Source organism: Rhodococcus sp. Z13, from assembly GCF_025837095.1.
Taxonomy (GTDB): Bacteria; Actinomycetota; Actinomycetes; order Mycobacteriales; family Mycobacteriaceae; genus Rhodococcus; species Rhodococcus sacchari.
The window spans coordinates 2,410,741-2,428,396 of the sequence record NZ_CP107551.1 but is presented as its reverse complement, the minus strand read 5'-3'; the positions used below and the strand labels follow the sequence as shown (position 1 = coordinate 2,428,396).

18 protein-coding genes and 1 pseudogene are annotated in these 17,656 nt (G+C 71.0%); 3 read left to right on the top strand and 16 right to left on the bottom strand.

Annotated elements, in window-relative coordinates; translation table 11 throughout:
• Positions 1-31: 31 nt before the first annotated feature.
• The 4 genes from OED52_RS11065 to OED52_RS11050 form a co-directional block, all read right to left on the bottom strand.
• Positions 32-1,225 (bottom strand): Fic family protein, encoded by a 1,194-nt coding sequence (locus OED52_RS11065; protein ID WP_264150960.1) that lies wholly within the window; start codon positions 1,223-1,225, stop codon positions 32-34.
• 59 nt (positions 1,226-1,284) lie between these two features.
• A complete protein-coding gene (locus OED52_RS11060) occupies positions 1,285-2,025 on the bottom strand; it encodes a VIT1/CCC1 transporter family protein (RefSeq protein WP_264150959.1) in 741 nt (246 codons plus the stop codon).
• Positions 2,026-2,073: 48 nt separating this feature from the next.
• Positions 2,074-2,547: a redox-sensitive transcriptional activator SoxR gene (soxR, locus tag OED52_RS11055; protein ID WP_264150958.1), complete on the bottom strand. Its 474-nt coding sequence runs from the start codon at positions 2,545-2,547 to the stop codon at positions 2,074-2,076.
• Positions 2,548-2,651: 104 nt separating this feature from the next.
• Positions 2,652-2,870: a hypothetical protein gene (locus OED52_RS11050; RefSeq protein WP_264150957.1), complete on the bottom strand. Its 219-nt coding sequence runs from the start codon at positions 2,868-2,870 to the stop codon at positions 2,652-2,654.
• A gap of 150 nt (positions 2,871-3,020) precedes the next feature.
• Between OED52_RS11050 and OED52_RS11045 the strand changes: the two are divergent.
• A pseudogene (locus OED52_RS11045) lies at positions 3,021-3,254 on the top strand (TAXI family TRAP transporter solute-binding subunit); the annotation flags it as partial.
• A 1,080-nt stretch (positions 3,255-4,334) separates the two neighbouring features.
• Here the strand turns inward: OED52_RS11045 and OED52_RS11040 are convergent.
• A complete protein-coding gene (locus OED52_RS11040; protein ID WP_264150956.1) occupies positions 4,335-4,703 on the bottom strand; it encodes an HNH endonuclease in 369 nt (122 codons plus the stop codon).
• A 122-nt stretch (positions 4,704-4,825) separates the two neighbouring features.
• Positions 4,826-5,896, bottom strand: coding sequence for a class I SAM-dependent methyltransferase (locus OED52_RS11035; RefSeq protein WP_264150955.1), 1,071 nt, complete (start codon positions 5,894-5,896; stop codon positions 4,826-4,828).
• Positions 5,897-6,112: 216 nt separating this feature from the next.
• Here OED52_RS11035 and OED52_RS11030 point away from each other — a divergent pair, with 216 nt between their 5' ends.
• Positions 6,113-6,466 carry a VOC family protein gene (locus OED52_RS11030; protein ID WP_264150954.1) on the top strand — a complete coding sequence of 118 codons (354 nt, stop codon included), beginning with the start codon at positions 6,113-6,115 and terminating at the stop codon, positions 6,464-6,466.
• A gap of 140 nt (positions 6,467-6,606) precedes the next feature.
• On the opposite strand, the gene OED52_RS11025 is transcribed toward OED52_RS11030, so the two are convergent.
• From OED52_RS11025 to OED52_RS11000, 6 genes are read right to left on the bottom strand one after another with little or no spacing between them, the layout of a single operon-like run.
• On the bottom strand, positions 6,607-8,331 hold the full coding sequence (locus OED52_RS11025) for a CocE/NonD family hydrolase (RefSeq protein WP_264150953.1): 1,725 nt from the start codon (positions 8,329-8,331) through the stop codon (positions 6,607-6,609).
• A gap of 5 nt (positions 8,332-8,336) precedes the next feature.
• Positions 8,337-9,290 (bottom strand): MBL fold metallo-hydrolase, encoded by a 954-nt coding sequence (locus OED52_RS11020; RefSeq protein ID WP_264150952.1) that lies wholly within the window; start codon positions 9,288-9,290, stop codon positions 8,337-8,339.
• A complete protein-coding gene (locus OED52_RS11015; protein WP_264150951.1) occupies positions 9,283-10,215 on the bottom strand; it encodes an alpha/beta hydrolase in 933 nt (310 codons plus the stop codon). The genes OED52_RS11020 and OED52_RS11015 overlap by 8 nt, the downstream gene beginning before the upstream one ends.
• Positions 10,216-10,252: 37 nt before the next feature.
• Positions 10,253-11,371 carry an FAD-dependent oxidoreductase gene (locus tag OED52_RS11010; RefSeq protein WP_264150950.1) on the bottom strand — a complete coding sequence of 373 codons (1,119 nt, stop codon included), beginning with the start codon at positions 11,369-11,371 and terminating at the stop codon, positions 10,253-10,255.
• Between the two features lie 44 nt (positions 11,372-11,415).
• Complete coding sequence (locus OED52_RS11005; protein WP_264150949.1) at positions 11,416-12,372, bottom strand: phosphotriesterase family protein; 957 nt, start codon at positions 12,370-12,372, stop codon at positions 11,416-11,418.
• A 54-nt stretch (positions 12,373-12,426) separates the two neighbouring features.
• Positions 12,427-13,404: a phosphotriesterase family protein gene (locus OED52_RS11000; protein ID WP_264150948.1), complete on the bottom strand. Its 978-nt coding sequence runs from the start codon at positions 13,402-13,404 to the stop codon at positions 12,427-12,429.
• A 149-nt stretch (positions 13,405-13,553) separates the two neighbouring features.
• Between OED52_RS11000 and OED52_RS10995 the strand changes: the two genes are divergently transcribed.
• On the top strand, positions 13,554-14,144 hold the full coding sequence (locus tag OED52_RS10995; protein WP_264150947.1) for a TetR/AcrR family transcriptional regulator: 591 nt from the start codon (positions 13,554-13,556) through the stop codon (positions 14,142-14,144).
• A 24-nt stretch (positions 14,145-14,168) separates the two neighbouring features.
• Here the strand turns inward: OED52_RS10995 and OED52_RS10990 are convergent, their stop codons facing one another.
• From OED52_RS10990 to OED52_RS10975, 4 genes are read right to left on the bottom strand one after another with little or no spacing between them, the layout of a single operon-like run.
• Positions 14,169-15,104 carry a LysR family transcriptional regulator gene (locus OED52_RS10990; RefSeq protein WP_264150946.1) on the bottom strand — a complete coding sequence of 312 codons (936 nt, stop codon included), beginning with the start codon at positions 15,102-15,104 and terminating at the stop codon, positions 14,169-14,171.
• 10 nt (positions 15,105-15,114) lie between these two features.
• Positions 15,115-16,278: an NAD(P)/FAD-dependent oxidoreductase gene (locus OED52_RS10985; protein ID WP_264150945.1), complete on the bottom strand. Its 1,164-nt coding sequence runs from the start codon at positions 16,276-16,278 to the stop codon at positions 15,115-15,117.
• Positions 16,275-16,469 carry a ferredoxin gene (locus OED52_RS10980; RefSeq protein WP_264150944.1) on the bottom strand — a complete coding sequence of 65 codons (195 nt, stop codon included), beginning with the start codon at positions 16,467-16,469 and terminating at the stop codon, positions 16,275-16,277. Before OED52_RS10980 ends, OED52_RS10985 begins: the two co-directional genes overlap by 4 nt.
• On the bottom strand, positions 16,466-17,641 hold the full coding sequence (locus tag OED52_RS10975) for a cytochrome P450 (protein ID WP_264150943.1): 1,176 nt from the start codon (positions 17,639-17,641) through the stop codon (positions 16,466-16,468). Before OED52_RS10975 ends, OED52_RS10980 begins: the two co-directional genes overlap by 4 nt.
• Positions 17,642-17,656 lie beyond the last annotated feature (15 nt).

The window sequence follows — 17,656 nt, the reverse complement described above, 5'->3', positions numbered from 1 at the left end:
CCCGACCACACGCGCCGGCCCGCGGACGGGCTCAGCCGCGCCGCCGCCGCGCGCGGGCGGCGAACTCGTCGAGCACCCGCACCACATCCTTCGCCTGCCAGATCCGGTTGCGGCGCCCCTCGGTGATCTGCGTGAGCACCCCGGCCTCCACCAACCGGTCGATCGCGATCTGCGCGTTCGCACCGGTGACCGCCAGTTCGCTCGCCGCCGTCCGGTTGTCGATCACCGGCTGCCGCAACAACACCTTCAGCAGACGGTGCACCGCCGAATCCCGCCGCGCCCGCACCCGGTCCCGCCAGTCGGCGTGCACCGCCTCCAGATCGGTGACGAGCCGGCGCCCGTTGGCGACCGCCGCGAACGACGCGTCCACGATCGACCGTACGATCGGCTCGACGTCCCCGGCCCGGTAGGCGCCGAGCGCCTCGAAGTACTCCGCCGTGTGGTGCAACAGCCCCGCCGACACCGGCACCGCGACACTGCGGGTCAGGCCCCCACCGCGCAGCATCGCCTGCACCAGCGCCCGCCCCACCCGGCCGTTGCCGTCGGGGAAGGGGTGGATCGTCTCGAACTGGGCGTGCGCCACCGCGATCTGCGCCACCACCGGCAGATCCACCCGAGTCGCGAACACCACGAGGTCGTCGATCAGCTCCGGTACCCGCTCGTGGTGCGGCGGCACGAACTGCGCGGTGTGCGGGCCGAGGCTGCCGCCGCCGATCCACACCTGCTGACTCCGCCACCGGCCCGCGATCGCCGGATCGTCGTGCTCGAGCAACGCCCGGTGCATGCGCAGGATCGCGTCGGCGTCGATGACATCGGACAACTCCAGCGCCGCGCGCATCGCCCGCACGTTCCCGACGATCAACCGTGCATTGCGGGAGGCGTGCTGACCGAGCTCGGCCAGCGCGATCTGCCGTGCCCCGCTGGAGAGGTTCTCGATCTCCGAACTCGACGCGCTCTCGGTACGCAACAGGATCGACGCGAACGGGGCGGTGATGTGCCCGACCTCGGTGTCGAACCGGGTCAGTTCCGCGGCGGCCTCCTCGATCAGGGCCTGCACCTCGGTGCCCAGGGGGAGGGAGCGATGCGCGATGAACGCCGGGACCGCCGCCCGATAGGGGCCGGTGATGAGGCGACGTTCGCGCCGCGAACCGTGGGCGTCGCTGTCGGCCCAGGGGTGGTCCTCGTAGGTGACGGGGGGCCAGCGCGCGTCGTCAACCGATGCCATCGCCGAACCATACCATCGGATAATCGGTTATCCGATGGTATGGACTCCGGGCAGCTTCGTCACACCACCGTGTCGAACAACTGCCCCACCACATAGGTCACCGCCATCGCCAACGCCCCACCGAGCACCACCCGCGCCACGGCCCGCACCCGCCGCGCGCGGCCCAGCCACGCACTGATCGACCCGGTCGCCGCCAACGCCACCAGCACCGCCACGAAGGTCCCCGGCACCCGCACCGCGTCGGGCACCGCCACGATCACCAGCAACGGCACCAACGCCCCCAGCGTGAACGCCACCGCCGACGCGAACGCCGCCGCCCACGGATTCGCCAGCTCCGTCGGATCGATCCCCAACTCCACCCGCGCATGCGCCGCCAGCGGATCCCGCGCCGTCAACTCCTCCGCCGCGACCCGCGCCGTCTCCGCCGACAACCCCCGAGCCTCGAGCAATCCCGCCAGCTCGGTGAGCTCGGCGTCCGGCATCGCCGCCAGCTCCCACCGCTCCTTCGACAGCGCCGCGCGCTCGGTGTCGCGCTGCGCACTGACCGACACGTACTCACCCAACGCCATCGACACCGCCCCCGCCGCCAAGCCCGCCACCCCCGCGGTCAGGATCGCCTGCTCGTTCGTCGTCGCCGCCGCGACCCCGACCACCAAACCCGCGGTCGACACGATCCCGTCGTTCGCGCCGAGCACCCCCGCCCGCAACCAGTTCAGCCGCGACGCCAACCCACCGGCGTGCGGCTCCCCACCCCGATGCACATCCGCGGCATCGTCCAACGACCGTTCGGGAAGCGACATTCCGTCATCCTGGCACCACCGCACCCGATCCCGCCAGCACGGACATCCTTACCTCACCGGCGCATCCGCCGGCGGCTCGTCGTGCACCGGCAACCGCCGCGGACCCGGCCCCTGCGCCCCCAGCACGTCCCCGGGATTCGCCAGCGGACACGACGCCAGGCTCAGGCACCCACAGCCGATGCAGTCGGTGAAACGGTCCCGCAACGCCACCAAGTCCTCGATCCGGCGGGTCAACCGGTCGTGCCACGCCCGCGACAGACGCGCCCAGTCCTGCACCGTCGGCACCCGGTTGTCCGGCAACGAGTCGAAGGCCTCCCGGATCTCGTCCAACGACACCCCGACACCCTGCGCCACCTTGATGAACGCGACCTTCCGCAGGGTGTCGCGCCGATACCGCCGCTGATTCCCCGCCGTGCGGCGACTGGTGATCAACCCCCGCGACTCGTAGTAGTGCAACGCCGACACCGCCACACCCGACCGCTCGGCCAACTGCCCGGGGGTCAACCACACCGGGGGATTCATCGGTCACCGTCCTCGTCGTCGGAGAAGCGTGCTCGACGTGCGCTCCGCGTCACCGCACGGCGACGCGAGTTGTGCTGCACAGTACCCGGCGCCGGGCACCGGGCTCAGACGGCGGGCGGACCGTACTCGGCGGCCACCTCGGGCGCATCCATCCGCAGCAGGTCGTAGGCGGTGGCCACCATCGACCGCACCGACTGCGGGTACGGACGATTGAAGCGCTCGCACAGTTTCGCCGTCGCCAACGCCGCCTTCAACTGCAGCTTGTGCCGGCCGCTCACGAAGGTCTGCGCCTGGAAAAGATAGCTCGATGCGGGGATCGTCACGACGACCACCGTAGAACCTGCCGCAACCGAGGTGGGGGAGCACCACCCCGAACCTCCCCGACAGCGCCCACTTCCCTGCGGACCCAACCCGTCGGGATCGTCCCGGAATACACCCCCGGATCGGTCACCGATCTCGCCGCGCTGGTGGCGGGGGATCCGGATGCCGTCGCCACCATCGGGCCGGGCAACCTGCTGCTCGCCGGCCCCGCGGTGTCGGACGTAGCGGCCGTCGCCCTGGTCGATCTGCTGGTCGACCACACGTCCGGACTCGTGCCGGCCCAGGCCACCGGCAGCCAGTTCCTCGATCGGCAGTCGCTGATCGTCACCGCCGACGTCCCGCTGCACTCCGGGGCGGCGGCCGGATACCGCCGGCACCACGGCTGACGGGACGGGACGAGGGGAGAGGCGCGTACATACGACGCTCGAGCCGGTTCGCGACGGACGGGTGGGGTAGCAGACGGGCGGACGCCCTGGGAGGGGGCGAGCCGGCCCGGTGCGCAACGGGAATGCGCGTGGCGCGTGGAGGTGGAAGAATCTCTCGGGCAACACCGAAGGTATTGATGCACACCGTGATTCGTGGATAACGGTGATTATCCATCAAGATCATCCGAAGAGGGGTCGGGCCACGAGTGGGGGCGGGTGGAACCCGACGTGCCGACCTCGGCGCATCCACGGCGTCTGCGGAGGGTTTCCGGTTGTCGCGACCGGTTGCTGCAACCCGTCGACGTGACACGCGCACGCGCGGTGCATCGTCCGACGAACCCGCGGATCCGGACACGCCGGCGGCCGCCGACGGATCGTCCGGCGGGCCGACCGGCGGCACGCGGACACTCGTAGGGTCGGGCCGGGCCGGGCCCGGGCCGACGTGGAGCGCGGGTGCGGCCGGGCGCCCGGGAACGGAGGCGATGACCGGGACCTGGGGTGGCTGCCGCCGGAAACCCTACGAACGAGCCCGTCCGGCCGTGCGTCCGCGCGGTCGCTTCACCCGTGGTCGGGAAGGGTTCCGTACCGGCTAGTTGACATAATGTAGATTATCGGCAATTTATCCACCCGCGGAAACGCGCGTCGACGCCTGCATCGACGCGCATCGGCCGGCCGCACCTCGGGTCTGCCGGTTCGTGCGCGCCGCGCCGGGTCGGTGCTCGGTGCTGTGTCGGCGCCGCGCGCTGCCACGCGTTCGCCGTCGCTCTTGCGCCGGCCGCAGTGGTGCGCACGCTCCGCCTCGGTGCGTCGTCCCGGTGCCCGGTTCGCCCCGGTTCGGATCCTGCCGATCCGGCTGGATCCGCCGAGTTCGCCCGCCTGCCGGTGCTCGCGATTCGGCGCGACTCTGCCCGGGCTGCGCCCCCTGCGGGCTCCTCGAATCGATGTTCGAGTGCCACGTCGGCCGGTCCCCTCCGACGCCGCTCCGCCCACGTCAAAACGTCACTGTGACGGTATGACGGTGGTCGGGTCGGGTACGGCCTGTTACGACGTGATGCCGCGCAACCGGCGCAACTGGCTCGCCAGATACTGCCGCGCCCGGCGCCGGCCGCCGTCGCGTTCGAGTGCGGCGTCCAGCTCGCCGAGCATCGTCACGAGCAGTTCGGTCTGCGGCGCCCGGTCCGGTCGGTGCAGGCAGTCGTCGAGCCAGTCCACGGGCCCGGTGTGGCCGCGGTCGGCGTTGCAGCGCCGGCAGGCGGCGACCTCGTTGGCGGTGATGCTCGGGCCGCCCTTGAGCCGCGGTACCAGATGATCGGTGGTCGGCGGGATCAACCGGCCGAAGGTGCGACCGCACCACAGGCAGCATCCCTGCTGACGGTCGACGGCGAGGGCGAGACGGGCGGCGCGGTCCACCCGTCGATCCTGCCGCAGGTCGCGCCGCGCGCGCCATCGCGCCGGTGGCGTGACTCCTCCGAACCTGTCCGGACGACCTCCGGTCGACCACCGCTAAATCGTCACAGTGACGAAACGGTGGTTCAGGGGCGGGCCTCCAGCACCAGGTTGAACGGAGTTTCCGTCGCCCGCCGGAACGACCCGAACCCCGCCTCCCGGGCCACCTCCGCCAGCCGCTGCTCGCCGGCCTGCGCCCCGAGTCCCAACGCCACCGGCTGCGACAGCGAGGACGGCGTGCACAGCACCGTCGAGGCCGCGTAGTACATCCGCCCCACCGGATTGAGGTTCTCGGTGAGACTGTCGCGGGCGAACGGCTCGACGAGCATCACCGTCCCGTCCCCGGCGAGCACCTCGCGGGCGTGCCGCAGCGCCCCGACCGGATCCCCCATGTCGTGCAGGCAGTCGAAATAGCAGATCAGGTCGTAGCCCTCCCCCGGGAACTCCGCGGCCGAGGCGACGGCGAAGACGGCGTTGCCGATCCCCTGCTCGGCGGCCAGTTCCCGCGCCCGCGCGATCGACGCGTCGTGGTAGTCGAAGCCGCGGACGGTGGACTGCGGGAAGGCCTGCGCCAGGATCGTCGTCGACACCCCGTGCCCGCACCCGATGTCGGCGACGACAGCGCCCGCGCGCAGCCGGTCGACGACCCCGTCGAGGGTGGGCAGCCAGGCGTCGACGAGGTTCGCCCGGTAGCCGGGCCGGAAGAACTGTTCGGTGCCGACGAACAGTTCCGGATCGTGTTCGTGCCAGCCGAAACCGTCGCCGGTGCGGATGCGGTCGGTGATGCGGGCGCGGTCCTTGTAGACCGAGCCGATCAGGTGGAAGCCGCCGGCCATGTAGACGGGGCTGTCCTGGCGGGCGAGCGCCAGGGCGTGTTCCGGGGGCAGGGTGAACGTGCCGGTGTCGGGGTCGTGGAGGAGATAGCCGCTGCCGGCCTGGGCGGAGAGCCATTCGCGCAGGTAGCGTTCGCGCAGCCCGGTCCGCTCGGCGAGTTGGGTGCTGGTGGCCGGACCGTGGTCGTCGAGGGCCCGCCACAGGCCGAGGTCGACGCCGATGAGCACGAGTGCGCCGTTCATGGCGGCACCCATGTCGGTGACGAGTTGCCCGAGGATCGAGTCGAGTCGGGCGGGGTCGAGGTCCTGCGCGTCCGTGGTCATCACGCACCTCCGTGGTCGGATCTGTGCTCACGGTAGGTCGTGGCCGGGCCGGGGCGGCGACGAGCCGGGGTCGATCGGGTGACGATCGGGGTGGTGCTGTGGGGTCGAAGGTCACGAACCGGTGCCGCGGTGGCGAACACGGCACCGCGCCGCCTGCGTCCGGTTCCGAACGGCGTTATGCTGTGCGCGTTTTCGAACTTCGAGGAGGATGTGTCCGTGAGCGACCACGAAGTCAAGATGATCGTGCTGTCGACCGACGATCTCGACGAGTCGATCGAGTTCTACAGCGAGACCCTCGGGATGGCGCTGAAGTTCCGCGACGGCACGCATTTCGCCGCGCTCGACGGTGGTGGGGTCACCCTCGCCCTCGCGACGGCGGTGGATCATCCGATTCATGGTCAGGTGGTCGTCGGCATCAAGACCGCCGACGTCGATGCCGCGGCGAAGGCGATCGAGGAGGCCGGGGGCGGCATCGTGAAGGGCCCCTACGACGATGCGCACGAGCGCCGCGCGGTGGTCTACGACAACAAGGGCAACGGCCTGGTGTTCTACAGCCCGCTGAAGCGCTGACGCGAAGACGATGGCCGACGCGGTCGGGGCACCCTCGTCGGACGAGGACCGTTCGGCGGGGGTGCGGTGGCCGGCATGGACGCCGGTCGTGCTCGCCGGGCTCGGATGACCCGGAACCCGGCGAGTGGCGACGAACCGGTTCAGTCCTGCGCGGCGGTGGTGAACGGCAGCACCAGCCGTGACGGGTGCGCGGCGTCCCGGTAGATCTTGTGGGTCACCGGGCGGCCGACGGGCAGGTGGAAGGCGTCCGGCGGCAGCAGCGCGTTGTGTTCGTCGGCGAGCGGTTCGTTGTTCGACAGTTCCACGACGAGCTTGTGGCCCGGCATGAAGGTCGCGGCGAAGGGGTACAGCCGCAGCACGTATTCCTCGATCGTGCCCGGTTCGACGGGCACGGCGCGGGTGTGCGGGTGGTAGGGATTGCCCTCGCGGGTGCGGTCGTCGAGTTCGCGGTGGGAGGCCTTGAGGTAGCCGGTGGTGATCAGCTGCCGCGTGCCGTCGGGGGCGTAGTCCCACATGCGCAGGATGAAGTTGGTGTCGGGCTGGTCGATCTCGGCGAAGATGTGCGCGGCGCCGGTGCCGATCATCTCGGTGGGGTCGGTGAACACCGGGGTCTCCCAGCGCAGGATCTCGACCTTGTCGGTGACGGTGAGCGGGGCCTGGTAGAAGCCGTCCGGGGCGGCGTACTGCGTGCCCATGGGTTCGGGTTCGGTGGACAGCTTGCCGCGTGGACGCAGGTACAGCGGCCGGTAGTCGATGGCCTTGGGTGGCCACTGGTCGGCGGCGACGTACTGCTTGGAGCCTTCGACGAAGACGGTCACGGCGGGTTCGTCCATGATGCCGTTGTCGATGCCCTTGATCCAGTAGTCGTACCAGCGGAACATCGTGTCGTGCTCTTCGATGAAGGGCCGCGACTGCATGGGTGGGTAGGGGCCGATGTCGAGTTTCTTCGGTCCCTGCAGGGCGTGGAACAGTTCGATGGTGCCGTCCATCGTCCAGCCGCGTCCCTGGTCGATCTGCAGGTAGACGGGGATGTCGATGTTCGGGGCGAGGGTGATGGGGTTGCGTTCCTCGTACCACTCGCCGTCGAGTTCGTTGGTGATGATGTCGAACCAGGCCTCGTGGTGCTTCGGGTAGTGCAGCACGTGCACGAGATTCGGCCAGGCCGCGACGTCGGGGTCGGCGAGGCGCTGCTGCACCCGTGCCCGGATCTCCTCGGGGGTGTAGGTCTCGAGCATGCGGGAGGTGACCCGGTCGGTGAACGCCCAGCCGGAGTCGCCGCCGCGGCCCTCACGGGCGGCGCGGGGCATGAACCACATGATGCCGCCGTGGTAGGTGGTCTCGTAGAAGTCGTAGTGACCGCCGGAGACGAAGATGGCCTTCAGGTGCGGGGGGCGTTCAGCGGCGGCGAGGACCTGCATGGACCCGAAATAGGAGATGCCGATCATGCCGACGTTGCCGTCGCACCAGGGCTGGGCGGCGACCCATTCGATGAAGTCGTAGGCGTCCTGGCCGAGGGAGACCCCACCGGCGTTGTAGTTGCCGATGTGCTCGCCGTCGGAGTCACCGGTGCCGCGGATGTCGCCGATGACGTGGACGTAGTCCTCGGCGACGACGCGGGCGATGTCGCCGGCTTCGATGCAGCCGTCCCACATGGGGCTGGGGCGGCGCTGCGGCGGGGTGGTCAGGGCGAGGGCCTGGAGTTCCTTGCCGTAGGGGCTCAGGGCGACCAGCGCGGGGCGGGGCTTGTCGTCGACGCCGTGGTAGGCGTCGGCGGCCAGCTCGATGCCGTCCCGCATGGGGACCCGCAGGTGCTTGCGGATGTGGATGGTCTGTCCGCCCGCGTCGAACGTTTCGAACTCGGCCATGGGCCTTACGACTCCTTCGTGGATTCTCGGTGCTGGTACTGCGTGCGGTAGCCGTGCAGTGTGGTGAAGAACGGGGACGGCTCGAGGGTGGGGTCGCCGGTGTAGCCGAGGTCGGTGGCGACCGGTTCGAACGGTGAGTACACCGAGTCGGTGGTGGCCGGGCCGTGGCACAGGCAGCGGTGGGCGGCGCCGCGTACTCCCCCTTCGATGTCGACGCTCTCCCGCAGGGCTTCGGCCGCCTGGTCGCGGTCGAGTTCGACGCCGTAGGGGGTGCCGTCGGCGCGGCGGTAGGGATGCCCGAGATACAGCTTCTCGGGGCGGATCGTCTCGCGCAGGTAGGCGAGGCTGTCGCGGTAGGCGTCGGGGTCGGTGTAGCCGGGGAAGCCGTTGGCGGCGCCGTGCACCTGGACGGCGTCGCCGACGAACACGCTGTTCTGCCCTTCGACGACGTAGGCGACCGACCCCGGGGTGTGGCCGGGGATCGAGTGCACGGAGATCTCCACGCCGCCGCCGAGCGCGAGGGTCTCCCCGCCGCGCACGAGCATCGTCGGTTCCATCTCCCCCGAGATGACCGCTTCGGCGGCCGCGGTGACGTGGGCAGCGCCCTCGGGGTCGTTCAGGTACTGCCCGCGGCCGGTGAGGTAGTCGTCGACGTGGGCCTGCCGTGTGCGCAGCAGCGGGGCGTCGGCCTCGTGGATGACGACCTGGGCTGTGCGGCCGGTGGCCTCCCACAGGGCGTGGGCGCCGCCGATGTGGTCGATGTGCCCGTGGGTGAGCAGGATCCACCGCACGTCCTCGAGCCGCCGGCCCAGCTTCTCCAGTGCGGGGGCCATGCCCTCGGCCGGGGACGAGGCGATGCCGGTGTCGACGATCGCGGGTTGCTCGGCGTCGATGAAGAAGGTGTAGAGCCCGAACCGTCCCCACGGGGAGACGATCGGATGGATCGCCACGTCACTCATGCGTGTCGCCCCGCAGGAAGGCGGCGGTCTCCTCGAAGACCTGCGCGTAGTCGGGGATCCAGGAGAAGTTCTGCACGAAGCCGTGGTTGGCGCCGGCGTAGCGGCGTGCCGTCACCGGCACCCCGGCCTCCTCGAGCCGCCGGGCATAGAGTTCGCCTTCGTCGCGCAGCGGGTCGAACTCGGCGGTGACGACCAGCGCGGCGGGCAGTCCCGTCAGGTCCTCCCGCTTGATCGGCGACACGCGCGGGTCGGCGGGGTCGGCGCCGCTGTCGAGGTAGAAGGCGTTGAACGGTGCCAGCCCGGCGGTTTCGAGACCGTAGCCGACGGCGTTCTCCCGCATCGACGGGTAGCGGTCGGCGTCGAAGTCCAGGTCCAGGGACGGGTAGTACAGCACCTGGTGGGTGATGCGGTCGAAGCCGTCGTCGTGGGCGAGGCCGGTGACGGCGGCGACGAAGGTGCCCCCGGAGCTGTCCCCCGCGATCGCGAGCGTGGTGCCGTCCCAGCCGAGTTCGTCGCCGTGGTCGGTGGCCCACCGCACCGTGCCGTAGCAGTCGTCCAGCCCCGCGGGGAACGCCGCTTCGGGGGCGCGGCGGTAGCCGACGGACACGACCCGGCAGCCGGTGGCCTGCGCGAGGTGCCGGGCGACGTGGTCGTGGGTGTCGAGGCTGCCGAGGAAGAACGCGCCGCCGTGGAAGTAGATCAGCAATCCGAAGCGCTCGGCGTCGGTCGGGGTGTAGATCCGTACCGGCACCGGTCCGGCTGCCGTGTCGGCGATCGTGTCGCGGACGTCGTGCAGGGGCAGCCGCTGATCGAGCGGCGGCACCTGGGTTTCTTCGCCGGCGCGCATCGCGGCCGGGTCGAGGGGGCCGGGCGGCGGGGCGGGCAGGTCGGCGAGGATCTCGGCGATGCGGGGATGCAACGGCATGGTGCGGGGGCTCCTGGGGATCGCGGTGGGCGGCCGGTCAGTTCGCGGCGGGCTGCTGGGCGGCGGGCTTCTGGCCGGGGAAGACGGCCCGGACCTCGTCCTCGCTCCAGCCCTGCCGGGAGATGCGCTGCAGCTCGTCGGTGACGGGCTTGCGGGTGGCCTGGTACAGCGTCAGCGCCTCGGGCAGCGTCGCGGCCTCGCGGAGGCTGTCGGCGAGTACCCCGGCGTCGAGGATCGCCGAGTTCGCGCCCTGACCCTGGTGGTGCAGCATCGAGTGGGCGGCGTCGCCGACGAGCACCACCGAATCGGAGTGCCACACGTCGATCGGGTCGATGTCGTACACGCCGCGGATGTTGACCGTGCTCATGTCGAGGCCGGCGGTGATGTCGACGATGCGCTGGTCGAAACCGGTGACGGTGGCGAGCATGTCCTCCTTGCTCACCTGCGGCGCCCAGTCGGGGTCCGGGCACAGGGCGGTGATGTCGAAGGACACCTGGCCGCGGTGCCGCAGCGGCAGCAGGTACACCTTGGTGCCCTGGCCGATGTACATGCGCAGGTTGTCGTCGGTGACCATGCCGTGCGCGTCGTCGAGGTCGATGACGGCGCGGTAGGCGCGCTCACCGGAGAAGACGGGCTCGGCGTCGGAGAACAGCTGGCGGCGGACGACGGATTTGATGCCGTCGGCGCCGACGACGAGGTCGGCGTCGACGGTGGTGCCGTTGGTGAAGGTCAGGGTGCTGTGGTCGCCGTGGTCGGTGACGGTCTCGAGCCGGTGGCCGAGCCTGACCATGCCCTCGGGCAGCACCCCGACGAGGGCGTCGATGAAGTCGCCGCGGTGGATCAGGTAGGTGTTCTTCTGCTCGCCGTGCTCGGGCCAGCTGTCCTTCATGATCGGCTCGTCCGTGGCGGTGAGGATTTCGAAGTAGTCGCTCGGGGAGCTGACCTTCGCGATCTCGTCGAAGATGCCCCACTCGTGGAAGCGGGCCATGCTCGACGGGCGCAGGCCGATGCCGGCGCCGACCTCGAGGATCTCGGGGGCCTGCTCGTAGACGGTGACGTTCGCGCCGAGCAGCGACAGCGCCTTGGCGGCGGCGGCACCGGCGTAGCCGGCCCCGACGATGGCGATGGTGAGGTCGTTCAGATCCGAAGACTGCATTCTGGGGTCTCTTTCGGAGGGCGCGCGGGGCGCCGGGGGTTAGGTCAGGGCTGCGCGATGGTGAGGAAGTCGGCGGGATTCTCGACGAACAGCTTGGTGATGGTCGCCTCGTCGAGTCCGGCCTCGCGCAGATCCGGGATGAGGTCCTCGAACAGGTAGTTCACGGTGTGTCCCTTGACGCCCGGCCAGCCGAGTGGGCTGCAGTTGGCGTCGACGCCGGCCAGGGCCTGATCGAGGTGGCCGGCATCGAGGAAGCGGAGGAAGTGGGCGAGCCGTTCGGCTCGGGGGCGGGCCCAGAACGGCGGGTCCTCGAGTTCGGTTTCGTAGCCGAAGGTGTCGAAGCCCACCCGGCCGCCCTGCTCGGCGATCCACGTGTCGCGGGTCTTCTCGGCGTTGACACCGTCGTCGGCGTGCCCGAACAGCACCCGGTGCAGCGGCAGGCCCTCCTCGGTGAAGATCGTGATGGCGTTCTCGGCGTCGATCGCGAGGTGGGTGAGGATCGGCACGCCGGTTTCGAGGGCGGCGCGGGCCGCGGCGCGGTAGATGCGCTTGTCGAGCTCGGTCATCCTGCCGCCGCGGGAGACACCGACCTTGATGACGCCGGCGCGGCTGCCGGTGTCACCGATGCCGACGGTGATCTCGTGCACGAACTGGCGGGTGAGGTAGTCGACGGAGGCGCGTTCGAAGAACGGCAGGGCGGTGTCGCCGCCGACGAAGCCGGTGCAGGCGATGATGTGCACGCCGGTCTTTGCGGAGAGGGACTTGTAGTAGTCGATGTCGCGGCCGTTGCAGATGCCGGTGACGTCGACGAAGGTGCCGCCGCCGTATTCGTGGAACTTGCGCAGCTTCGGGACGGTCTCCTCGTAGCGCTGCTCGGGGCTCTTCCACCAGCGGGTGTCCAGCTCGGAGCCGGGCATGCCGTATCCGATGTGCTCGTGGACGGCGACGATGCCCAGTTCCTCGGGCGCGATCGGGCCCAGGACGGTGTTGACTTTCGACACGGCTGTTTCCCCTTCGGGACGAAGACTTCTCGGTGACGGGTGGGTGGCGGCGGCTCAGCGCACGGCCAGCAGGTCCTGCGGGTTGGTGGTGACGATGCGCTGCACGGCGTCGTCGGTGAGTCCGGCGGCGGTCAGCTGCGGCACGAACCCGGTGAGCACCGTCGCGTAGGGCAGATCGTTGGCCGGGTGCCCCTTGGCGACACCGGTGGCGCTCGCGGACAGCAGGATCCGGTCACCGAACCCGGCGTCGACGAGCTCGCGGACCAGGGTGACGCGCTCGGCGTCGGACAGATGGGTGTCGTCCTCGCTGCCGACGTGGTCGAGGCCGACGTAGGCGCCGCGGCGGGCGATCGCGGCCGGGGCCCCGGCGGCGACGGCGTCGCGGCGGTCCAGGCCGGCGACGACGATGCGGTCGGCGGGCAGCTCCTCGCTCAGGGCGACGTCGAGGTCGGCGACCGCGTCCTTGCCGTAGCGCAGGGAGGCGGCGACCCCGGTGTCGCGGGCAGCGCGGGCGGCGCCGCGGAACAGGCTCTCCTCGGTGACGGTCATGCCGTCGGGGTTCGCGGCGGTGGTCACCAGGCCGGCGGGGCCGCGGCGTTCGACGCGCGGCACGACCATGCCCTCGGTGACCTCCTTGGTGAACAGGTCCGCGAACTTCTCCGCCGGCCACGGGGTGGGCGGGTTGGTCTGCGGGGTCAGGAAGTAGCCGCCGAGCAGGTTCTCCGGGCCGAGGCCGGTGGAGGCGACGATGTGCACCCCCGAGGCGCGGGAGAGGTTCTCGTACAGCGGCACGTCGCGGCCGTGGAACATGCCGGTCGCGTCGACGAGGGTGCCGCCGCCGGCGGCGCGGAAGGCGCGCAGCTTGTCGAGCAGGGCACCGAAGATCTCGGCGCGGTCGAAGTCGATGTCGTGGGCGTACCGGGCGCCGGGCAACACCGACAGCAGGGCCTCGTGAACGGCGACGACACCGAGGTCGGCGGCGGGGACGGGCCCGAGGACGGTGTGGACGGTGCGGGACTCGGCGCCTGTCATCGGCACTTTCCTTTCGTCGACATCGCTGGTCACGCGACGTGTTGGCAGTCACAGTACGAATTCGGATTACACGCTGTCAAGTTAATTGGCTCAACGATGTGTGACTGTACTCGACGGTAAGTCCTCGAGTCGAGGTTAGGATTTCGGCCATGTCGCTCCGTGCCGCCCAGAAGCAGATGACCTACGAGCTGTTCCTCGCCAAGGCGCTCGACCTGTTCGGCACCAAGGGCTACGCCGCGACCACCATCGACGACATCGCCACCGCCGCAGGCTCCACCCGCACCACCTTCTACCTGCACTTCTCGTCGAAAGCCGACGTGATGAGCGCACTGCTGAGCAAGGTGGACGCGATCCTCACCGGCGCCGACGATCCCGACCTGACCACCGTGGTCGCCTCCGGCTCCCGCGCGCTGGTGCGGCAGTTCCTCGACCGCAAGTTCACCCAGTGGGACGAGATCAAGCCGTACATGGTCGCCTCCTACCAGACGGCCCACGACCCGGACGTCGCCGCGAAGACCGAGCAGTGGTTCGAAAGCGCCGTCACCGACATGACCGAGGGCCTGAACCGCGCCGATCGGATCGACCCGGCGCGGCGCCGCATCCGCTGCGTGCTCGCCTTCGGGCAGCTCGAACACATGTCCCGCCGCTACTTCTCCATCGGCTGGCGCACCCCACGGGAGATCTGCCTCGACGAACTCACCGACTCGTGGTGCCACCTGCTCGACGTCCACGACGCCTGAACGCGAGCACCGGCCGAGGCGGGTTCAGCCGACGACGAGCGCCTCGGTGGTCGCCTCGACGAGGATCGCCCGCAACCACGCGATGAACACGGTGTCCGCCAACCGCGGATTCCACACCATGTCGATACCCAGCGGCGGCACGGGCAGCGGGAACTCCTCGATCCGCAACGGCAACTGCCGGCGCATCTGCGCCGCGACCCGCCGCGTGTGGATCGCGACCCCACCGGCCCGCGCCACCAGCTGCGGCACCAGCAGGAAATCCGACACCAGCCGGCCGATCCGATAGGGCACCCCCGCCGCATCCAGCGCCGCATAGGGGGCGATGCGGTGCCGCGCGTCGTAGGCGGTGTGCGGCACCGACTCCAGCAACTCCAGCGCCGGTGCGTCCGGGGCGGTGTCCGGATGGGCGACGACCACCCACCGGTTCTCGTAGAGCCGCTCCCGCGGATAGGGCGCGGCGAACGCCTCCGAGACCAGCACCACGTCCACCCCGTCGTCGGTGAAATCCGACGGCTGCGGCTCGACGAAGGTGCGGATGCGCACCGTCGCGTGCGGGGCCCACTCGGAGATCGCCCGGGTCAGCTCGGCGCCGACGACGAAGGCGGTGCTCGTGGTCATCGCCAGGGTGATGGTGCGGTTGTCCCGGGCCGGGTCGAAGCCGGGGAAGTTCACCACCCGCGCGGTCTGCCGCAGCACCTCCCGCAGCGGCGCGATCAGCTCGACGGCGCGCGGGGTCAGGGCCAGCCCGCTCCCCTGCCGCACCACCAGCTCGTCACCGAGCAGCCGCCGCATCCGGCCCAGCGCGTGGCTCATCGCCGGCTGCGTCATCCCGACCCGCGCGGCGGCGCGGGTGACCGAGCGTTCCTCGAGCACCGCGAGTAGCGGCACCAGCAGGTTGAGGTTGACCGAGGCCAGCCGCGCGAGGTCGGGATCGGCGGGGTGTTGCGGGGGGTGGTTCACCCCCACGAACCTACCGAGCGGCCCGGGCGGGGGCCGGCAGCTCCCCGGTGGCCGCGGCGCGGCGCAGCCGCGGGATGGGGATGCGGTGGTTGATCGCCACCGCCACCCCGGCCCCGTCCGGATGCCGCCAGTGCAGCAGCGCCGGGCCGCGCGGATCGTCGCCGGCCAGAAGGGTGGGTTCGCCGTCGGCGGGCAGGTGCCCGATCGCCTTGAGATGCACCCCGAACTGTTCGGTCCAGAAGTACGGATCGGCATCGCCCTCGGGGGCGTCGTCGCCGTGCAGCAGCGCCGCGGCGGCGGTGCGGGCCTGTTCGATCGCGCTGTTCCACAACGGGATTCGCCGCGTCACGCCGCGGATCGGCAGGTACGCGACGTCCCCGGCGGCGACGATGCCCGGCGCGACCCGCCCGCGCGAGTCCGCGATCAGCCGCCCGTCGGAAAGCAGCCCGGACCCGCGCAGCCACTCGACGTTGGGGAGGTCCCCGATAGCGGCGACGACCAGGTCGGCGGTGATGCGGGTGCCGTCGTCGAGGGTCACCGTGCCGGCCTGCAGGCCGGTGGCGGTGCCGTACACGAGCCTCACCCCCGCAGCGGTGGCGGCGGCGGTGAACAGTTCGGACAGATACGGGCCGAACTGCGGCAGCATCGGGGCGGTGTCGGTGACCACGGTGACCTCACAGCCCGCCTGGGCGGCGGCGGAGGCCACCTCCATGCCGAGGGGGCCACCGCCGATCACCGTCACCGACGGGCGCGCGACGAGTCGTTCGCGCAGCGCGAGGGCGTCGTCGAGGGTGCGCAGCACCAGCGCACCGTCGCCCAGCGGCCGGGGCCGGGCCCCGGTGGCGATGACGAGCCCGTCGAACTCGAGGGCGGTGCCGTCGTCGAGGTGCACGAGCCGGGCGTCCACGTCCAGGCCGACCGCGGCGACCCCGAGGTGTTCGGTGGCGCCGTGGGTGGGGGCGGCGAGTTCGTGGGAACCACCGTCGGTGAGCAGCGCCTTCGACAGGGCGGGACGCGAGTAGGCGGGGATCGGTTCGTCGCCGACGACGGTCAGCTGCCCGGTGAACCCGGCGGCGCGGAGGCTGTCGCAGGCGGTCTGCCCGGCGATGCCGTTGCCGACGACGACGATCCGCTCCCGCACGGTGTTCATGTTCAGGGGAACTGCGGTGCTCATGCGAGCCCGAGGGCGGCTACGGGACACACCCGCACGGCGGCGCGCGCGGCCGCGGCCTGCGGGCCGTCCTCGGGGACGTCGGTGACGTCGAGGACCAGTTCGCCGTCGTCGTCGAGGTGCATCAGCTCGGGGGCGGTCTCCTCGCACAGGCCGTGGCCTTCGCAGCGGGGGCGGTCGAGGGTGATCTTCATGCGGGCACAACCTCCAGGATTTCGAGGGCGTCGATGGAACGAGTGGTGTTGGCGGGCAGCCGGACCGGTTCGCCGGCGACGAGGCGGCGGGCGTGCCGGGCGAGGGCGGCGAGGATCGCGTGCGCCTCGAGGCGGGCCAGGCCCTGGCCGGCGCAGCCGTGCGGGCCGTAGCCGAAGGACAGGTGATCGACCGGGTTGCGGACCACCCGGAACGCATCCGGGTCCTCGTAGTGCCGCGGGTCGCGGTTGCCGGAGCCGAGCAGCACCGCGGCCTGCGACCCGCCGGGGATCAGGTGGCCGTCGATCTCGACGTCGCGGGTGACGGCGCGGCCCCAGGCGTGCAGGGGCGCCCAGTAGCGCAGCACCTCCGCGAAGGCGGACGGCACCAGCGACGGGTCGGCGCGGACGAGGTCGAACTGGTCGGGGAACGTCGCGAACAACGCGATGAGGTTGCCGATCGAGGCGATGGTGGTGTCCACCCCGGCACCGAGGTACTGGTGGATGATGTGCCCGGCGCTGCCGGCGGGGATGGCGCCGCGGGCCTCGGCGTCGAAGATGCCGCGCCCGACCGAGCCGGGCGTGAGGTCCTCGGCCTGTACCTGGGAGCACCACGCGTACAGTTCCCCGGCGATGGGGAAGTTCTCGGCGGTGCGCTGGTTCATGGGGCCGAGCACCTCCATGGCGGCCTGTCCCCAGCGCAGCATGTTCGCGCGCACCTCGCCGGTGAACCCGATGAGGTCGGCGACGACCTCGAGCGGGAAGGCGCGGGCGAGCGCGTCGATCGCGTCGAAGGAGCCCTGCTCCACCAGGTCGGCGACGAGGGTGTCGGCCTTGGCTTCGATGCCGGCCTTGAGGCCGCGCAGCGCCCGCGGCGAGAGGTTCTCGGTGAGGGTGGCGCGCAGTTCGGTGTGGATCGGTGGGTCCGAGGCCAGGGAGGTGCCGCGGAGGGCGTCGTTGGCGGCGGGGTTGAAGGCGATGCTGCGGGAGGAGAACGTCGCGGTGTCGGCGAGGGCGCCGCGGATGATGTCGTAGCGGGTCAGGGCGTAGACGTCGTGGCGCGGCAGGTACACCACGGGGCCGAGTGCGCGCAGCTGCGCGAAGGTCGGATAGGGGTCGACGAGGACGTCGTCGGCGAACAGGTCGACGTCGGCGGTGGGAGGGCTGCTGGTCATGCCTTTCAGTGAAGC